The sequence below is a fragment of the Prosthecobacter dejongeii genome (assembly GCF_014203045.1).
Lineage (GTDB): Bacteria > Verrucomicrobiota > Verrucomicrobiia > Verrucomicrobiales > Verrucomicrobiaceae > Prosthecobacter > Prosthecobacter dejongeii.
Genome location: NZ_JACHIF010000003.1, coordinates 566,796 through 582,011 on the forward strand (window position 1 = coordinate 566,796; position 15,216 = coordinate 582,011).

The 15,216-nt window shown below is 56.5% G+C and carries 12 protein-coding genes; 5 read left to right on the forward strand and 7 right to left on the reverse strand.

Annotated elements, in window-relative coordinates; translation table 11 throughout:
* Positions 1–37: 37 nt before the first annotated feature.
* The gene (locus HNQ64_RS10265; RefSeq protein ID WP_184208145.1) at positions 38–829 is read right to left on the reverse strand and encodes a TatD family hydrolase; all 792 of its coding nucleotides are present in this window, start codon (positions 827–829) and stop codon (positions 38–40) included.
* Between the two features lie 143 nt (positions 830–972).
* Here HNQ64_RS10265 and HNQ64_RS10270 point away from each other — a divergent pair, with 143 nt between their 5' ends.
* On the forward strand, positions 973–2,616 hold the full coding sequence (locus HNQ64_RS10270; RefSeq protein WP_184208147.1) for an arylsulfatase: 1,644 nt from the start codon (positions 973–975) through the stop codon (positions 2,614–2,616).
* An 86-nt stretch (positions 2,617–2,702) separates the two neighbouring features.
* Positions 2,703–5,159 (forward strand): hypothetical protein, encoded by a 2,457-nt coding sequence (locus HNQ64_RS10275; RefSeq protein WP_184208149.1) that lies wholly within the window; start codon positions 2,703–2,705, stop codon positions 5,157–5,159.
* Here HNQ64_RS10275 and thiS read toward each other — a convergent pair.
* Together thiS and HNQ64_RS10285 are read right to left on the reverse strand one after the other, a co-directional pair.
* Positions 5,156–5,356, reverse strand: a complete 201-nt coding sequence (thiS, locus tag HNQ64_RS10280; protein ID WP_184208151.1) for a sulfur carrier protein ThiS — start codon at positions 5,354–5,356, stop codon at positions 5,156–5,158. The two genes, HNQ64_RS10275 and thiS, sit on opposite strands and share 4 nt — an antisense overlap.
* 20 nt (positions 5,357–5,376) lie before the next feature.
* Positions 5,377–6,522, reverse strand: a complete 1,146-nt coding sequence (locus tag HNQ64_RS10285; RefSeq protein ID WP_184208153.1) for a radical SAM protein — start codon at positions 6,520–6,522, stop codon at positions 5,377–5,379.
* A gap of 115 nt (positions 6,523–6,637) precedes the next feature.
* Between HNQ64_RS10285 and proB the strand changes: the two genes are divergently transcribed.
* Complete coding sequence (proB, locus tag HNQ64_RS10290; protein ID WP_184208154.1) at positions 6,638–7,426, forward strand: glutamate 5-kinase; 789 nt, start codon at positions 6,638–6,640, stop codon at positions 7,424–7,426.
* A 10-nt stretch (positions 7,427–7,436) separates the two neighbouring features.
* Here proB and HNQ64_RS10295 read toward each other — a convergent pair whose 3' ends face one another.
* Both HNQ64_RS10295 and HNQ64_RS10300 read right to left on the reverse strand, forming a co-directional pair.
* Positions 7,437–8,330 carry a hypothetical protein gene (locus HNQ64_RS10295; protein ID WP_184208156.1) on the reverse strand — a complete coding sequence of 298 codons (894 nt, stop codon included), beginning with the start codon at positions 8,328–8,330 and terminating at the stop codon, positions 7,437–7,439.
* Positions 8,327–8,890: a rhodanese-like domain-containing protein gene (locus tag HNQ64_RS10300; RefSeq protein WP_184208158.1), complete on the reverse strand. Its 564-nt coding sequence runs from the start codon at positions 8,888–8,890 to the stop codon at positions 8,327–8,329. The genes HNQ64_RS10295 and HNQ64_RS10300 overlap by 4 nt, the downstream gene beginning before the upstream one ends.
* Before the next feature lie 84 nt (positions 8,891–8,974).
* Here HNQ64_RS10300 and pssA point away from each other — a divergent pair, with 84 nt between their 5' ends.
* Both pssA and HNQ64_RS10310 read left to right on the forward strand, forming a co-directional pair.
* Positions 8,975–9,853 (forward strand): CDP-diacylglycerol--serine O-phosphatidyltransferase, encoded by an 879-nt coding sequence (pssA, locus tag HNQ64_RS10305; RefSeq protein ID WP_246431006.1) that lies wholly within the window; start codon positions 8,975–8,977, stop codon positions 9,851–9,853.
* Between the two features lie 42 nt (positions 9,854–9,895).
* On the forward strand, positions 9,896–11,107 hold the full coding sequence (locus tag HNQ64_RS10310) for a glycosyltransferase family protein (protein WP_184208160.1): 1,212 nt from the start codon (positions 9,896–9,898) through the stop codon (positions 11,105–11,107).
* Between the two features lie 13 nt (positions 11,108–11,120).
* Here the strand turns inward: HNQ64_RS10310 and HNQ64_RS10315 are convergent, their stop codons facing one another.
* Positions 11,121–12,671, reverse strand: coding sequence for a sulfatase family protein (locus tag HNQ64_RS10315; protein ID WP_184208162.1), 1,551 nt, complete (start codon positions 12,669–12,671; stop codon positions 11,121–11,123).
* Positions 12,672–12,735: 64 nt separating this feature from the next.
* Positions 12,736–15,204, reverse strand: coding sequence for an Amuc_1098 family type IV pilus outer membrane protein (locus HNQ64_RS10320; RefSeq protein ID WP_184208164.1), 2,469 nt, complete (start codon positions 15,202–15,204; stop codon positions 12,736–12,738).
* Positions 15,205–15,216 lie beyond the last annotated feature (12 nt).

The window sequence follows — 15,216 nt, forward strand, 5'->3', positions numbered from 1 at the left end:
GTTTGAGGCCGCTTTTCCATTACAAGCTGAGGTGGCATCAGGCGAATCCTTTAAAAAAGCTCAGGGCGGTGACGGTGGTGTCACCTGCGACTTCTTCCACGGGCTGTCCACGCATGGCTGCTACAGCGCGTGCCGTGTCAGCGACGTAGGCGGGTTCACAGCGCTGGCCACGATGCGGCACGGGAGCGAGGTAGGGAGCATCAGTCTCCAGCATGTATTGACCCGCAGGCACCTGACGGACGGTTTCGCCTGCGGGGCCTGGGTTTTTAAAGGTGACGATGCCGGTAAAGGAGATGAGGTGCCCTGCATTTAACAGCGGTTGAGCTTGCTCCAGAGTGCCGGTGTAGCAATGGAAGACTCCTCGCAGACGATCACTGTAAGGCAGGACGATGGCAGTGAGATCCTCCCAACTCTCGCGGTTATGCAGCACCACATTGAGCCCTAGTTCCACCGCGAGTTGTAACTGCATGTGCAGGCAGCGCGCCTGGTGTTGCTTCCAGCGGGTGAGGTCAAAACCTTCTGGAGGTGCATGGAAATAATCCAGGCCGATCTCTCCGATCGCTGCTACTTTAGGGTGTCGCGCGAGGTCTCGCAGTTCATGAATCCAATCTTCGCCTGAAACGGTGTCCACATCGCAGGGATGAATGCCCACCGCCACACGGATATCGGGCTCATTTTCCACCAGCGAGAGGAGCTTACGCGCATTGGGCAGATCCGTAGCTGGGGCCAGCATGCGGGTGACCCCCGCTGCGCGGGCTCGATCCAGGATGGCTGGCAGATCTTCATCAAATTTATGACTGCCTAAGTGCGTGTGGGTATCGAAAAACATGGGTTCCGATAACGGGTGATTCTGCTGGATTCAAGGGCCAGGGACTTTGCCCTCTCGTGAGGTTGGATGAAGTCGTTCTGCTTCGTCCAAGTCTTTGCAATCACCAGCAAGAGAGGCCGAGTCTGTGCGTTGAAGAGAACTTCATGCGAGTTTTCCTTTCTGTCCTCTTCACCTCTTTGGGCCTGCTTACGGCCTCAGCCGCAGAGAAGCCGAATGTCATTTTCATTTTGGCCGATGATTTGGGGTATTCAGATCTGGGCTGTTACGGCGGCGAGATTGCCACGCCGAATTTGGACTCGCTGGCGAAGAATGGACTGCAGTTCACCCAGTTCTACAACACGGCCCGCTGCTGGCCCACACGTGGGGCCCTGATGAGTGGGTATTATGCGCAGCAAATTCATCGGGATGAGCTGCCCGGCCTCGGCGGTGGCGGGCGTGGAGTGCGGCCTAGTTGGGCGCGTCTGCTGCCAGATTTTTTGAAGCCCGCAGGTTATCGTAGCTACCACAGTGGCAAATGGCACATTGATGGCCCGGTGCTTGAGGCTGGCTTTGATCGCTCCCTGGACATGAAAAATCAGGGTAATTTTTTCAGCTCGGCAGGCAATGCGATTGATGACCGACCTGTCACCACGCCCGCCGATGAGAAAGGCTACTACGCCACCGTGGCCACGGCAGATCACGCCATTGGTTGCCTGAAAGACCACGCCGCTCAACATGCGGATAAGCCCTTCTTCCACTACATCCCTTTTATTGCCCCACACTTCCCCCTGCATGCACTTCCGGAGGACATCGCAATCTACCGGGATAAATACCTGAAAGGCTGGGAAGCCATGCGCGAGGCCCGTTATCAAAAACAGAAAGCTCGGGGCATCGTGAACACGGAGCTTTCGGCATTGGAGAAAGAAGTGGGACCCCCTTATGATTTCCCGGATGCGTTTGAAAAGCTGGGTTCAGGCGAGATCAATCGCCCGCTGCCTTGGGATTCGTTAACAGAGGAACAACGCCGTTTTCAGGCCACGAAGATGGCTATCCATGCTGCCATGGTGGATCGCATGGATCGCGAGATCGGGCGTATTCTCCAGCAGCTTAAAGACATGGGAGCTTATGAGAACACCGTCATTTTCTTTGCCTCTGACAATGGGGCGAGTGCCGAGATCATGGTGCGTAACGGCGGGCATGATCCCCAAGCGGAACCCGGCAGCGCGGCCACTTTTCTCTGCCTGGGCCCTGGCTTTTCCAGTGCCTGCAATACCCCTTTCCGCCGTCACAAAACCTGGGTGCATGAAGGCGGCATCAGTACACCTTTGATCGCCCATTGGCCCAAGGGGATCACCGCCCGTGGGGAGCTGCGCACCAGCCCAGCGCATGTGGTGGACATCGTGCCCACGATCCTGGAAATCACGGGAGTGGAAAAACCGAAAGCGTGGCAAGGCGAAGCTATTCCCGAGGCTCCGGGCAAAAGCTTGGTGCCTGCTTTTGCAAAAGATACAACCATCGCCAGGGAGTCCCTCTGGTGGCTGCATGAGGGCAACCGAGCTGTACGCATGGGGGACTGGAAACTGGTGGCCGCCAAAGGAGATGCCTGGGAGCTTTACGATCTGAAAACGGATCGTGCTGAAGCCCACAATTTAGCGGCTCAGATGCCTGACAAGGTGAAAGAGCTGGAAGCTGTGTGGCAAAAGCAGACCGATGACTTTTCGGCTCTGGCCAAAAAGACTGCCCATCTCCAGCCAGCGGCTCCAGCCAAAGGGAAGGGAAAAGGTAAAAAGAAGTCGGGAGCGAAGTAGTCTGGATGCGCTCTCTTGAGTACTGCGGGTGAAGAATCTTGCCAAAACGGTGGGTTTTTTGTATTACCCAGGCTTCAACAACCTGTGTGAACCCCCGTCACCTTGCTTTCATTGCCTTTTGGCTCACGATCGCCCTCGTGCGGCAGAACTATGCCGCTGAGCTGACCTCCGTCCCTGCTGTACTACGCACGACACTGGAGGGGCCATCCCTCGTCATTCCCATGGCTCTCAGTTACCAGCAGGTGGTACTGGAAAAGCGGTCTGGGAATGGCTGGAAGCCCTTAGCGGTTCAGTATCCGCGCACACTGAGCCGTGAGCAGATGCGCAATATTACCTTTAGCCTGCCTGCGGGTACGAAGGCTGAAGATGTGCGAGTACTGGGCTACCGGGCGGCGAAGTTTCCTTCCCGGTTTGTCTATGGGAAAAGGGTTTTCTCCAGGCCCGATGCTGTGCTGCCCTCACGGATCTCGGCGGGGTTGGATCGTTTAAAAAGCAAATCGCTCCAGGACGCGAACTTGGTCAAAGGAGTTAAGGAGGCCAATCTGTGGCAGGTGGTGGATAACCAATTATTTGTTTACAATCAGTATCGAGGTTTGCAGGTGCTGAGTCTCAAGGACCCTACGCAGCCTGTTCGTTTAGGCGCCTTGCGTCTTCCCGCGCTGGGAAGGCAGATGTTTGCTCTCGATACCACGGGGACTCAGTGGGCATTGTTGGGGCGGTCGAATGGGCGAAATCGTAGCGGTAGCTTTTCACTTTTCCTGCTACGCGTGGAGGCCGGGCAGCCTAGTCTAGTCAGCGAACTGCCCTTGGAGGGAGAAGTCACGGAGGGGCTATGGAATGGAAAATATCTTAGCTTTTTGAGCACCGTGCTGGATCTCAAACAAGGACGAAGAACCCAGATGATCCAAGTGGATGTGGCCAATCCCATGGCCGTGAAGATCGTACAACGACTGCATTTTACAGGGACGCATCCAGCCTTTCGTGAGCAGGCGGGACACCTGATGGTGAAGGTGAAAGAAGCGGGACAAGATCGTCTTCATGAAGTGGTGATGGAGGGTGGTGCGGAGGCCCTGAAAGCCCGTGCAGCGTTGGCAACTCCTTTTCGCCTTTCGAGTTATGCCATCAGCGTCGTGGGGGCTAATTTGCGAGTGCGGAATTTTGACAAAGACAGTGCTCCAGTGATGGAAATACCCCTGGCATGGCGCGCAGATCGAGTCCTGCCTCTGGGGGATTTTTTGATTCAGGTGGAAGATGGAGATTTGAATGATGTGGGATCCATGGATCCGGCACAGGCGGGTAAATCTGCGCGCGTGCGCATCACCACGGCCAATGACCCCGATGCGCTGGTAGGCGAATGGCAGTTAGGGCCAGGGATGGTGGCAGGAATGACTTTGAAGGGAGATCACCTGCTCATTGCTCAATGGGTGCCAGCCTCCCTAACCAAACAACCTTTGCTGCGGACCTGGGCGCTGGATTTAAGCGATCCCTCTTCCGTGGCTAGGTTAGGTGTGGTGGAGCAGGATTTGTCAGGACTGGATGCCTGGGATCTCGATCTCGGTGCCGTGCAGCCTTTGTGGATTGATGAAGATACGTTGGTGTGGTATCTGCCCGCTCAGCATCATCCCCGTCTGTGGTGGAGTGCGCCTATGCCCGTGCAGCCAGCGCAGCCTGATGCTGCGGCCATCATTCCTGCGACTTCTCCCGTCATGGTTCTGTGCCGCATTCATTTTGAAGACGGTGTTTTGGAGGCGAGCGAGCCACAAGTTTTGCGCGTGCGGGGACGGGTGGTGGCTACTTCGGCAGCTCATGTGCGAGCGGGCTTTTTGTGGTTCAGTTACGATGTCTCAGATGAGGTTAGCGGCACTGCCATGAATGATGGTGCGCGCGTGCCTTTGCGTCCATTGCCTAACCAAATCCACACGTGGTTGCAGGTGATGGATTTACGTGCGGGGTCACCCTTGTTACGGGAGGTTGTCTCCATCCCAGGTCCTCTTCTGGGCGTGACCCAAGCGGATGCTCAAGGGGCGGTCATCTTCACTCACAGTGATATGTCTTTGCGTCGTGATCTGGCCCCCACACGAGTGGTGCAGGCCTGTGCGTATGATGGGGTGAATGCCTACCTTTTAGACGATTATGTCACGGCTACTTCGTTTCAATCTGCCTTAGCACTGGAAGGGACTCACTTGTATCTCGCGAAAGAGACAGGGCGTGTGGGAGTGGTGGCGGTAGGTTATGATGCCGCGACAGGGCGGCTAGGGCAGGTATCCTCCTGGAACACGCAGTCTTACCCCACTCGATTACATGTCACTTCCGGTCATCTGCTGGCCAGCAGCCCTGGAAATCTAGAGGTAGCCACACTGACTTCCGAGACGGGAAAATTAAAGCCCATCGCCTCATACGATACCCCGGTGAATTTGACGCTGCCAGTGGGCCGCGCGGCTGTCACGCCCGCTCTGGATCTGTGGATTCCAGCAGGCATGTTCGGCGTGGAGTTCTTGCAAAAACAATCTTTGGGTCGAGATGCGGAAGAAGTAGCCCGCTAACCGCCAGCGGTGATCTGGACGATCTCGATGACGTCACCTTCATTCACTTGAGCCACCGGAATTTCTTTGGGAAGCAGCGCCACTTGATTGTGCTCCACCACGACTGGTTTGCCTGCAAGTCCGAGGGATTCTAGCAAGTCAGACATAGCCAGTGTCTGAGGAAATTCGCGCTTTTGTCCGTTGAGGGTGATGGTCATGAATGAGAAAAAGTTGTTGGTTAGGCGGCCAGTGCGCCTTCCGTGAGAATGGATGGATCCCAATCTTTCCAGACGGCGTCCAGGCCCTGATTTTTCAACATCTCAGCCACTTCCGCAGGAGATCGTGTATCAGCGATGCCGAACTGGCCTTCAGCCTTGGCATTTTCCGTTTTGCCATCCAAGTCCACGCGTTTTCCACGGACTGTGTGGTGCAAGTCATCCTGGCCTGCGCCTGTGTAGCCGCCCGGTTCCGTGTGGCTGCCAGCGCTCATGGTGGTGACACCCAGTGGAGCCAGGGCATCGCGTAGAGCTGCGGGCTCGCGGGTGCTCAGCACCACACCCACTTCAGGAAACGTGAGGCGGAAGGCGCAAAGGGTCTGCACCAGAGCCCAGTCTGGAAAGCCGGTCTTCGGCTGGAAGCCCCCAGCAGCGGGGCGGAGGCGCGGGAAGGCGACGGTGAAGCTGGATTTCCAGCAATGTTTGTAAAGATGCTCCAGATGCGCGGCCAGTCGCAGGGCCTCTAGGCGCCAGTCGCTGAGGCCAAATAGTGCCCCGATGCCGATGCGGCGGAAGCCGCCTTCATAGCCACGTTCTGGGCAGGCCAGCCGCCACTCAAAGTCCTTCTTCGGGCCAGCGGTGTGCATCTCTGAATAAAGAGGGCGATCATAAGTCTCATGATAAACCACCAGACCTTCACAGCCTGCTTTCACCATGCGTTCATATTCGGGGGCTTCCATCGGCCCTACCTCAATGCCGATGGTGGGGACAAAGTCACGGATGGCGTGGATGCACTCTTCCAAATAACCTTCGCTGACAAAGCGCGGGTGCTCACCCGCCACTAACAAGATGTTTCGAAAGCCCTGCTGGGTGAGGTGACGCGCTTCTTTGATGACTTGATCCACCGTCAAGGTCACCCGCATGATGCTGGTGTTGTCCCGAGAAAAGCCGCAGTAGGAGCAGTTATTCACGCATTCATTGGAGACATAAAGGGGGGCAAACATGCGCATCGTGCGGCCAAAATTCCGCCGAGTGATGGCGCGGGACTCACGGGCCATAGCCTCCAGTTGAGACGGGGATTTAGTCTCCAGCAACGCCCAGAATTTCTCCATCAAAGGCGACTTGCGCGTGGGGAGGGCATCGAGAACGGGGGTGAAGGAAGTCAACATGAGGGGGCGGATAGGTGATATACGCCTGTCTGAGGGGGGTGCAAGAGATGGTGATGTGGGCAAAACATCCCGTTGCCTGCGGAGACGGCTGCGTCATACTGGCGGCCCTCTTTCCATGTCCACGACGGCTCCTCAGCGCATTGTCCTCAAATTCGGCACCGGCATTCTGACAAAACTGCATGCTCCGGAGCCCGATCCTGTGCAGTTGCGCAAGCTGGTGGAGGCCGTGGCCCTCCTGAAACGGGCTGGGCATCGTGTGGTGGTGGTGAGCAGTGGTGCCGTTGCCTCGGGGCTGAAGCCGATGAATCTTAGCGAGCGGCCCACGGACATGACCACTCTTCAGGCCCTGGCCGCCGTGGGGCAGACCCATCTCATGCACGCTTATGAAAACCTCCTGCGTGATCATGACCTGCATGTGGCCCAGTTGCTGGTCACGCACGAAGATCTAGAAAATTATGACCGCGCCCGCCGGGTTAAGACCACGCTGGAGCGCCTGCTGGAGTTTCCCCAGGTGGTGCCTGTGATCAATGAAAACGATAGCGTGGCCATTGAGGAACTGCGCTTTGGCGACAATGACAAACTTTCCTCCCGCGTGGCACGCCTGTGGGGGGCGGATCTTTTGCTGCTGCTCACCAGTGCGCCTGGACTGCTGCGGGACATGCATAAACCGGAAGAGGGGCCCATCCCCATCGTCGAAGATGTGGATGTGGTGATCCATCATGCTCAAGAAGAGAAAACCAAACTGGGCACGGGGGGCATGATCTCCAAACTGCGTGCTGTGCAGGATGCGGTGAATGGCGGGGTGCAGTGCATCATCGCCAGCGGTCGTCACGCAGAGCAACTACCCGCCGTTGTGGAAGGAGGCGGGGTTTGCACTCGCTTTTTAGTGAAGACAAAGGCCTGAGATCACCTGTTTAGGCGATCATCTTTTCAGCCGCGAGTCGTAGTTTTTCCCGCAAAGGCACGGCCTTAGCGGCGAGTTCCCTTTGCTCCTGTTCATAGCGTTGGCGACCCACTGGTGTCTCAATGCAGACCGGTTCATAGCCCAGGTGACGCAGGTCGTAGGGACTGGCGCGCATGTCCAGATCGCGACCTTCTCGGGCGAGGGTGAAGACATCGGCCACGAGGTCTGCGCCTACCCAGGGCCAGAGCTTGGTGGCCCATTTGTAGAGGTCCATGTTCGCGTGCAGGCAAGCGCCTTGCTCCATTTCCAGCCGGGTTTCCAGGATGGGTTGCAAGGCATTCAGAGGCTTTGCCGCAGGCGTGAAAAAACGAAACGCATCGTAGTGCGAGCAGCCGATGCTCTGAGATTCGATAAACGTAGCCATCTCATCGGGGGCGAGGCGGAGCTCATACCCTTGATGGCGAATTTCCTCCCGCGTCTGGCGGTAAACCATGGCCCATTCATGCAGGCCAAAGCAGCGGAAGCGCGGAGCACGTGCCAGAACATTGGCACAGAGCGTGGCCACCCAGCGGGCGAGGTCGCGCGTGTGAGCGCCTAGCTTGGATTCATCCAGCCAGACCAGATTTCCCTCGCGTCGGAACTTTTCGCCTAAGAGCCAGGGCATCGCCAGCAGGTCCTCTTCGGTCACTTCCAGGCTGATGTCCATGGGGGGCACCCACTGCTTCAATTTGGCAGGGGAGAAGTTATAATAGGTGAAGAGGAAATCGTGGACGGGATGTTTGTCCTGGCGGCTGCGTCTTTCCACAAACGCATCGGCCTGGGCCGCCACCTTGGAATAGTGGGCATCGCGCCGTGCCTGCCAGTCCGTTCGAGACCAGAGGCTGTTGGAAACGGGGGGCGTCATGCCTCGATCTCGATTTTGTAGCGGGGCAGGGTTTTATCCACCTCTTGGCTGTAGGCATCAATGCCACCCGTCAGGCAGGTAGCTTGGGTGAAACCATGGCCCACGAAGTAAGCCACCGCATCCAGCGAGCGGGATCCTGTGTGATCATAGAGCACGACGGGGGCGGTTTTATCCCAGTGGGAAAAGGCCTCCTGGACTAACTCCTGGGTCATCAGCAAAGAACCTGGGATGGTGACGGCCTCATGCTCCTCGCGGGTGCGTACGTCGAGGACCTTCAAATCGGGTGTGTTAGCGCGGAGTTCTGCAAAGGCTGAGGGGGAGATTTGCAAAGTGGCATCTCCCTGGTGGCTGTCCTGGATATGGGCGATGACCTCCTGCACATCCAGGTTGTCATTGCGGGCACAGAGCTGGGCCAAGGTTTCTGAAGGGCTGAAGGCGCAACTGCTGCAGCCGCCGATGTGATACCGTGCAAAAAGTGCCCGCTGAGCCCCTGGGTAACTTTGCAGCACCTGAGAAAGGGTCGTTTCAGGTGAAAGGGGCGGCAGGCTGGGCGTAGTCATGGCTCCATGAATAACGCACCTGACCGGTGACGAAACTGCAAACTTCAAGTGGGCAAGCGGTAAGGCTGCGCTACATTCGGCTTTATGCTTGAACGCGAACCTCGCATCTATGTGCTGCCCACGATGATGACAGCCGGGAATATCCTGGCTGGATTCGTGGCGATCTTGCAGATTTTTAAAGGTCGGGAAGGGGAAATTACCCAGCATTATTACTGGGCGATCATCGCGATTCTAGCCGCTTGTTTGTTCGATGTGCTCGATGGCCGTGTAGCACGCCTGGGCGGGCAGGAATCACCGTTTGGCCGTGAGTTGGACTCCATTGCAGACATCGTTTCTTTTGGTGTCGCGCCCGCTTTGCTGGTGCATGACATCGTGCTTTCTAATATCGAAAAACCCGCAGGCCTCGGTTGGTTGATCGCTTGCGCTTACCTCGTCTGCGGAGCCATGCGGTTGGCACGTTTCAATTGCATCGCTGCCAGTGATGACAAGACCAACAGCAAGCACTTTCGCGGCTGCCCTATCCCTGCCGCAGCGGGGGTGATCGCCTCACTCACGTTGCTGATGTTGTGGCTTGATGAAGGCAATAAGGAAATCGGCCCCTGGAAATATGGTTTGGCCGTTCTCATGGTTCTGCTTTCCTACCTGATGATGAGTGATCTGGAGTATCCTAGCTTCAAATCCATCAACTGGCGCACGCGCCGTTCTCCAGCTTGGGTGCTCATTTCCATCATCGTGGTGGCCTTTGCCGTGCGGAACTGGCAGTGGATGCCTTCCGTATTGTTTGTCAGCTATTTGCTTTACGGCCTTGTGCGTCCCTGGGTATCCCGCCGTTGGCGGCAGGAGATTGAGATTGAGTATGAAGCGGCAGATACGCCGGATGATCCCATCACCACTCAGACGGACATTCCTTCAGACTCGGATAAGAAGGCAGAAAAGGCTCAGGACCCTGCTGCTGACATCTAGATTTTACCCCTCGCGACGACTCACCGGACAGATACACCTAGGATGGCGGATTTTTACCAGCACGCACGACTTCCCACCCTGCATCACCTCGCCACGCCAGACGCCACCGCGCGGAACGCGGAATTGGTGGAGTTGACTCAAGACCGCCCAGTTGCCCTGCTGCTGCCTGCCTTACACGCAGAGACGCAGCGCCCAGCCTTGCCTGCGATTTTGGAGCAGGTGTCTCAGGTGCCCTACATCAGCCAAGTGCTCCTCAGCATGAACGGCATGGCGGAAGATCAGGTGGAGTCAGCTCTGAAGCTGTGCCGTGAATCCGCTGGGGATAAAAAAGTACAGGTGCTGTGGAATGATGGCCCGGTGCTACAGGCGGCGCATCATCGGCTGGCCGAAGGCGGGTGGGATGGCATGTGTGTGGGTAAAGGGGCCAATATCTGGATGGGGCTCGCTTACCTCAAGGCCTCTGGCCATGAAGGCATCGTCATCAGCCACGATACAGACATCTTAAACTATAGTCCTTCGATGCTTTCGAAGCTGTGTTTTCCGGTCGCCCATCCACGCCTGGGGTATCGCTTTGCCAAAGGTTATTACAGCCGGGTGGCGGATCGCCTTTACGGCCGGGTTACCCGTTTGCTGATTTTTCCCCTCATTCAGTCCTTTCAAGATGTGCTCGGAGTCAAGCCACTGCTGGAGCATTTGATGAGTTTTCGTTATCCTCTTTCAGGTGAGTTTGCTGGCGATCTGGGAACTTTGGCTGGGTTCAGTCTGCCTCCAGCCTGGGGGTTAGAAATCGCGATGCTGTGTGAATCCCATCGGCATTTGACCCCGGCTGAGCAGTGCCAGGTAGATCTGGGATTTCACTTTGAACATCGTCACCGCCAGCTCATCAATCCAGGTCTGGAGCAGGGGCTGGTGGCCGCGGCTGCGGATGTCGTCCGTTGTCTGACCTGGCAGATTCTGCGGGATGCAGAAGAGCGGGCGGCAGAATCTCTATTGCGACTGGTGCTGGAGCGCTATGCGAAGCATCGGGCTCATGAGTGGATGCAACGTTATGAACACGTGGCTCTGCTCAATGGTCTCATCTTTGATCATGAGGAGGAAAGCCTTGCCATTCAGGCCTTTACGGAGGCCTTGGAAGAATTGGTGATCAGTGTGGGCAGTAAAGGCTTGCATGTACCTGGCATGCGCCCTTCACCCGCGCAGGCTTTGGCGCAGTTGCCGGGATTTGGAGATCACGTGGTTCGCTCCGTCCTTTAAAGTGGCGACGGCTTCAGGGTTGTTTCCCCATTTGTCGTGTGGGCGGTAAATGCTCTGCATAACCAGCCTGGGTGCGGCGTAGTTCTGCCACGGCTGTGGCGCGTAGTTTAACCAAGGTGGGTTGGTGCTCTGGGAGATCGGCTAAATTGGTCAGTTCTTCCGGGTCCGATTGTAAATCATACAACTCTTCTGTTTCTCCGGGAGTCAGATAACGGATGTATTTGTAGCGGCCATCATTCAGCGCCGCATACCAGGGCACATGATGGTGGGCGGCTTTGGCGGGAGTGTCTTTGACCACCTGGGTCACGTCAGTGCCGAAGTGGTCGCCCGTGGCCTCGTAAAAACATGGGTAAGGCCAGGCCGCTCCGGTGGGGTCTTTGAGCAGAGGAGTGAGGTCACGACCATGAATTTCCCAGGGCAGGGGAATGCCTGCAAACTCGCTGAAGGTGGCGACGAGATCTGTCCCATTCACGGGTTTGGTGCACACTTTGTCCTGAGGCAAGGTGCCTGGCATGGAGATGATGAGAGGGCTGCGATAAGCGGCATCGTAAGGAGCAAGTTTGGTGCGCAAACCATGCTCGCCCGTGGCAAAACCTTGATCAGCCGTGAGCACAACCAAGGTGTTTTCTAGCTGCCCACTTTCTTTGAGGGCTTTCATGACTTCGGCCACACCTTCATCCAGCGATTGCACACAGTCATTGAGCTGGTGGATGTGATCAGCGTAGGGACGCGCCTTCTTGGCATTGTCGCCGAATGTTTCACCACTCTTTTGGGGGACGATTCGTCCTTCGTCATCCTTTTTCCAAGCCTGGGTTTCGTTTAGATAAGCTGGTTTTCCAGGGCGTGGTGGCAGGATGTCTGCGGGGAAGGGAACGGCGTCGTTTTTATGCAGGCCTTTGTGGCGTTTCGCGGGGGTGGTAGGACCGTGGACGCCGCCGTAGCATAACCAGAGATACCAGGGCTTCGTAGCATCGCGATGCTGACCACGGATGTATTCAGTGGCCCAGCGGGTGTAGTTGTCGGTGGAATAGTCAGCGTTCAGTGTGACCGCTTTGACCCCGTTGATCTCTAACATCTGGTCTTCGTAATAAGCTCCTGCATTCTCGGGGTATTTGGGGCGGTTCCAGACGATCTGGTAATCCCAATCCCGTCCATAACCTGAATCCACCCCCGTGTGCCACTTGCCGATTTGAGCGGTGTGATAGCCATTGTTCCGAAACACGGCGGGGAAGAAGGGTGTCTTTTGTGGGTCATATTCACTGCGCGGATACTTTCCACTCATGCGCATGGACTCGATGCCGTGGGGATGCCTGCCTGTGAGCATGGTGGCCCGTGAGGGCATACACCACGCGCCCATGTAAGCATGACTGAAGCGCACGCCACTTTTGGCTAGGGCATCCATGGCTGGTGTCTTAACACCCGGCAGCGCTTCGGGGTAACAAGACAATGTCTTGTAGGAATGATCATCTGTGAAGATGAATAGTATGTTAGGCGGCTTAGGCGCAGCAGTCGCCGCGCTGCAAGTGATCACCGCCCAAAAGAGCCAAGAAAGTCGCTGAAACATGCCCTCTAAACGCCCAGGTTTAGACGAACTCTCAAGCGACTCCACTTTTCACAAACAGCCCTCGTTAAGGGGCCACCGCAGCTTGGTTGATGCGTGAACCTGAGGGGTCAACCACCCGCACTGTGACGAAGAAGATCACGTTTTTGACACGGCGCTGTTTGACATCACTTTTGAAAAGACGTCCCAGGAAAGGCAGGTCACCCAGCAGGGGCACTTTATCCGCGATGATTTCTGTCTGATCCGTGACCAAACCCCCGAGGACCACCGTGGCACCATCATACACCTTGACGGAGGTGATGACTTTCTTGGTGTCGAAGATGGGTTGGAATATCAGGTTAGGGGTGAGCTCGGTGAAGGTCCCTTGATAAAGGCTGCGAATCGGAGAACCGTAGTTCACAAAACCTGAGAATTCCGTGAACTGGGGGGTCACTGTCAAATCCACCGTGCGGCCGTCTTCAGAGATCACTGGCTCCACATCCAGAACAACACCGGTTTTGCGAGTGTCGAAGGAAGTCGGCGTGCTGGGTGTGACCACGGCAGGAGGCAGTTCACCTGGAATGACCTCACCCGTTTCAGCATCAATGAGATTGCTCTGACCAATGTTTGTCGGGATCTGGGGTGGATCAAACTCTGTCGGGTAGATCAACTCACGAACGACTTCTACTGAGGCTTTCTGGCCGCTGCGTGTTACCACGCTAGGCTGGGCGGCAAGGTCAACGCCCTTCTTTTGATCAAGCGCACGCACGATGCCCTGAAACTGAGGGTCTGATAAAACACCAGCCACAGAAAGCACTCCAGGTGAGCGACGGGAGGAGGCCGTGGGCGCTCCAAAGAGAACGCTGTCCACGCCGTTCTTGCTCAAGTCACCGGAGGAGCGCAGGCTGGTGGTGAGGGGGTTCATGCCGATCGCCGTCGCTACGCCAGGAGCCACCATCTGCTTGAAGGCAAAGTCTTCAGCCAAGAAGTTGGCTCCCGTCAAAGCATTGCCGATCGAGCCACCACCGAGGGCGACTTGGTCGTTATTTACGCCGAAGGTTCCAAGCAACCAATCAAACCCCAATTCACTCAAGCGGTTATCACCTACTTCCAAAAGGCGCACTTCAATGATGGCCTGTTTAGGGGAACGATTCTGTGCTTGCTCCACCAACGCATCCACAATTTCTAAATTTGCGGCGGTGTTGCGCACCACCAGCATGTTGCTACTAGGGCTGTAATTGGCCCCGGTGCCTTCCCCGAAGGTGACGCCGTAACTTTGGAGGAACTCCTGGGCTCCCAGTCGCTTGATTTGAATACCCGTGGTTGCAGTCGCACCGGCGCCGGCGGCAGCAAACGGGTCTGCCGAAGCTGGGGCTGCTGCGCCTACTGGAGCACTGGTGATAAAATCTGGCGGGACGCGGTAGGATTTAGAGATGATGACACCTGTGTTCTCTGTGAGCGCCACTAAACGCACCGCATAATCTTCCACACGGTAAGCGATGCCTGCGATTTGAGTGACGTAGCGCAATACTTCCTCAATGGGCACTTCTTTGAGATTCAGTGAAATGGGCCGCGAAGGCTGGTCATTTGGGATGCTGACGACGAAGTCCACTCCTTTACCTGTGGGGTCAAGATCCCGGGAGCGCACGCGCAGATACTCCATGACCTCTTCCAGAGTGGCCCCACTAAAATCAATTTGGGAGATTTTTAGATCCCGCAATTTCTTTTGAATGGCTTCACGACCACCGCGAATGTCCGTGGTCCTGAGGCTTGTTCCCGCATCTCCAAAAAGGTTGGAGACATCGGTGCTGCGTAGGGGGACTTGTTTTTCCCAGGCGGCATTCACATCATTGAGCATCCGGCTGCGCTGGTGGTCCTTCGCCACGCTGAAATACTGGGCACGTTCCTTTTCCGTAGCCTCCATACCACGGCGGGCGGCTGTATTGTACGGGTCCAAGCGCAGCACCTCTTCATAGGTTAACAAGGCCTTATCATACTGACCGGTTTCACGCTGAGAATTTGCCAGGAGGAGCAGTTTTTGAACCTGGTCCACCTTCGCCACATGTTCAGTGGTGAGTGCGGGAGGGTAGCGGTCAGGATCACCCAAGCGTTTGCGCAGTTTAAGGATGCGGCTGTCGCCTTTGGCCACTTCAGCGCGGTCCAGTTTGTCCAGCACGGCGGTAGCGCCAGGGTAGTCTCCTTTGTCTACCAATTCCTTGGCACGGGCGAGTCCTGCCCGAATGTAACCATCCAGAGCGATGGTGCGGGTTTCCTGAGCGAGAGGCACATCAGGCAGCGCCAAAAAGGCTTCTTCAAAAATGGCCAGAGCGGCCGCTGAGTCGCCCTTTTTCAAAAGTGCTTCCGCTTCAGGAAGGCGTGCCTGCTGAGTCGTCACTGTGGTGACCCTGCGTTGAACTTCCTTTTCTGCCAAGCTGGTGGTCTGGCCTTCTCCAGCCAGGACGGTGGTGGAGGGAGCGAGGCTGCCAGCCAAGGCCAGAAAGGAAACAGCCGCAGAGACTGCGTACTGGCGGGCGGGGCGTGAGTTCGAGCTATGCATTCGGTGTCGGGG

What these genes read in the sequence shown, in the direction of transcription:
- HNQ64_RS10265 (WP_184208145.1), bottom strand. Translation starts at nt 829, where the DNA reads ATGTTTTTCGATACCCACACGCACTTAGGCAGTCATAAATTTGATGAA.
- HNQ64_RS10270 (WP_184208147.1), top strand. Translation starts at nt 973, where the DNA reads ATGCGAGTTTTCCTTTCTGTCCTCTTCACCTCTTTGGGCCTGCTTACG.
- thiS (WP_184208151.1), bottom strand. Translation starts at nt 5,356, where the DNA reads ATGACCATCACCCTCAACGGACAAAAGCGCGAATTTCCTCAGACACTG.
- HNQ64_RS10285 (WP_184208153.1), bottom strand. Translation starts at nt 6,522, where the DNA reads ATGTTGACTTCCTTCACCCCCGTTCTCGATGCCCTCCCCACGCGCAAG.
- proB (WP_184208154.1), top strand. Translation starts at nt 6,638, where the DNA reads ATGTCCACGACGGCTCCTCAGCGCATTGTCCTCAAATTCGGCACCGGC.
- HNQ64_RS10295 (WP_184208156.1), bottom strand. Translation starts at nt 8,330, where the DNA reads ATGACGCCCCCCGTTTCCAACAGCCTCTGGTCTCGAACGGACTGGCAG.
- HNQ64_RS10300 (WP_184208158.1), bottom strand. Translation starts at nt 8,890, where the DNA reads ATGACTACGCCCAGCCTGCCGCCCCTTTCACCTGAAACGACCCTTTCT.
- pssA (WP_246431006.1), top strand. Translation starts at nt 8,975, where the DNA reads ATGCTTGAACGCGAACCTCGCATCTATGTGCTGCCCACGATGATGACA.
- HNQ64_RS10310 (WP_184208160.1), top strand. Translation starts at nt 9,896, where the DNA reads ATGGCGGATTTTTACCAGCACGCACGACTTCCCACCCTGCATCACCTC.
- HNQ64_RS10315 (WP_184208162.1), bottom strand. Translation starts at nt 12,671, where the DNA reads ATGTTTCAGCGACTTTCTTGGCTCTTTTGGGCGGTGATCACTTGCAGC.
- HNQ64_RS10320 (WP_184208164.1), bottom strand. Translation starts at nt 15,204, where the DNA reads ATGCATAGCTCGAACTCACGCCCCGCCCGCCAGTACGCAGTCTCTGCG.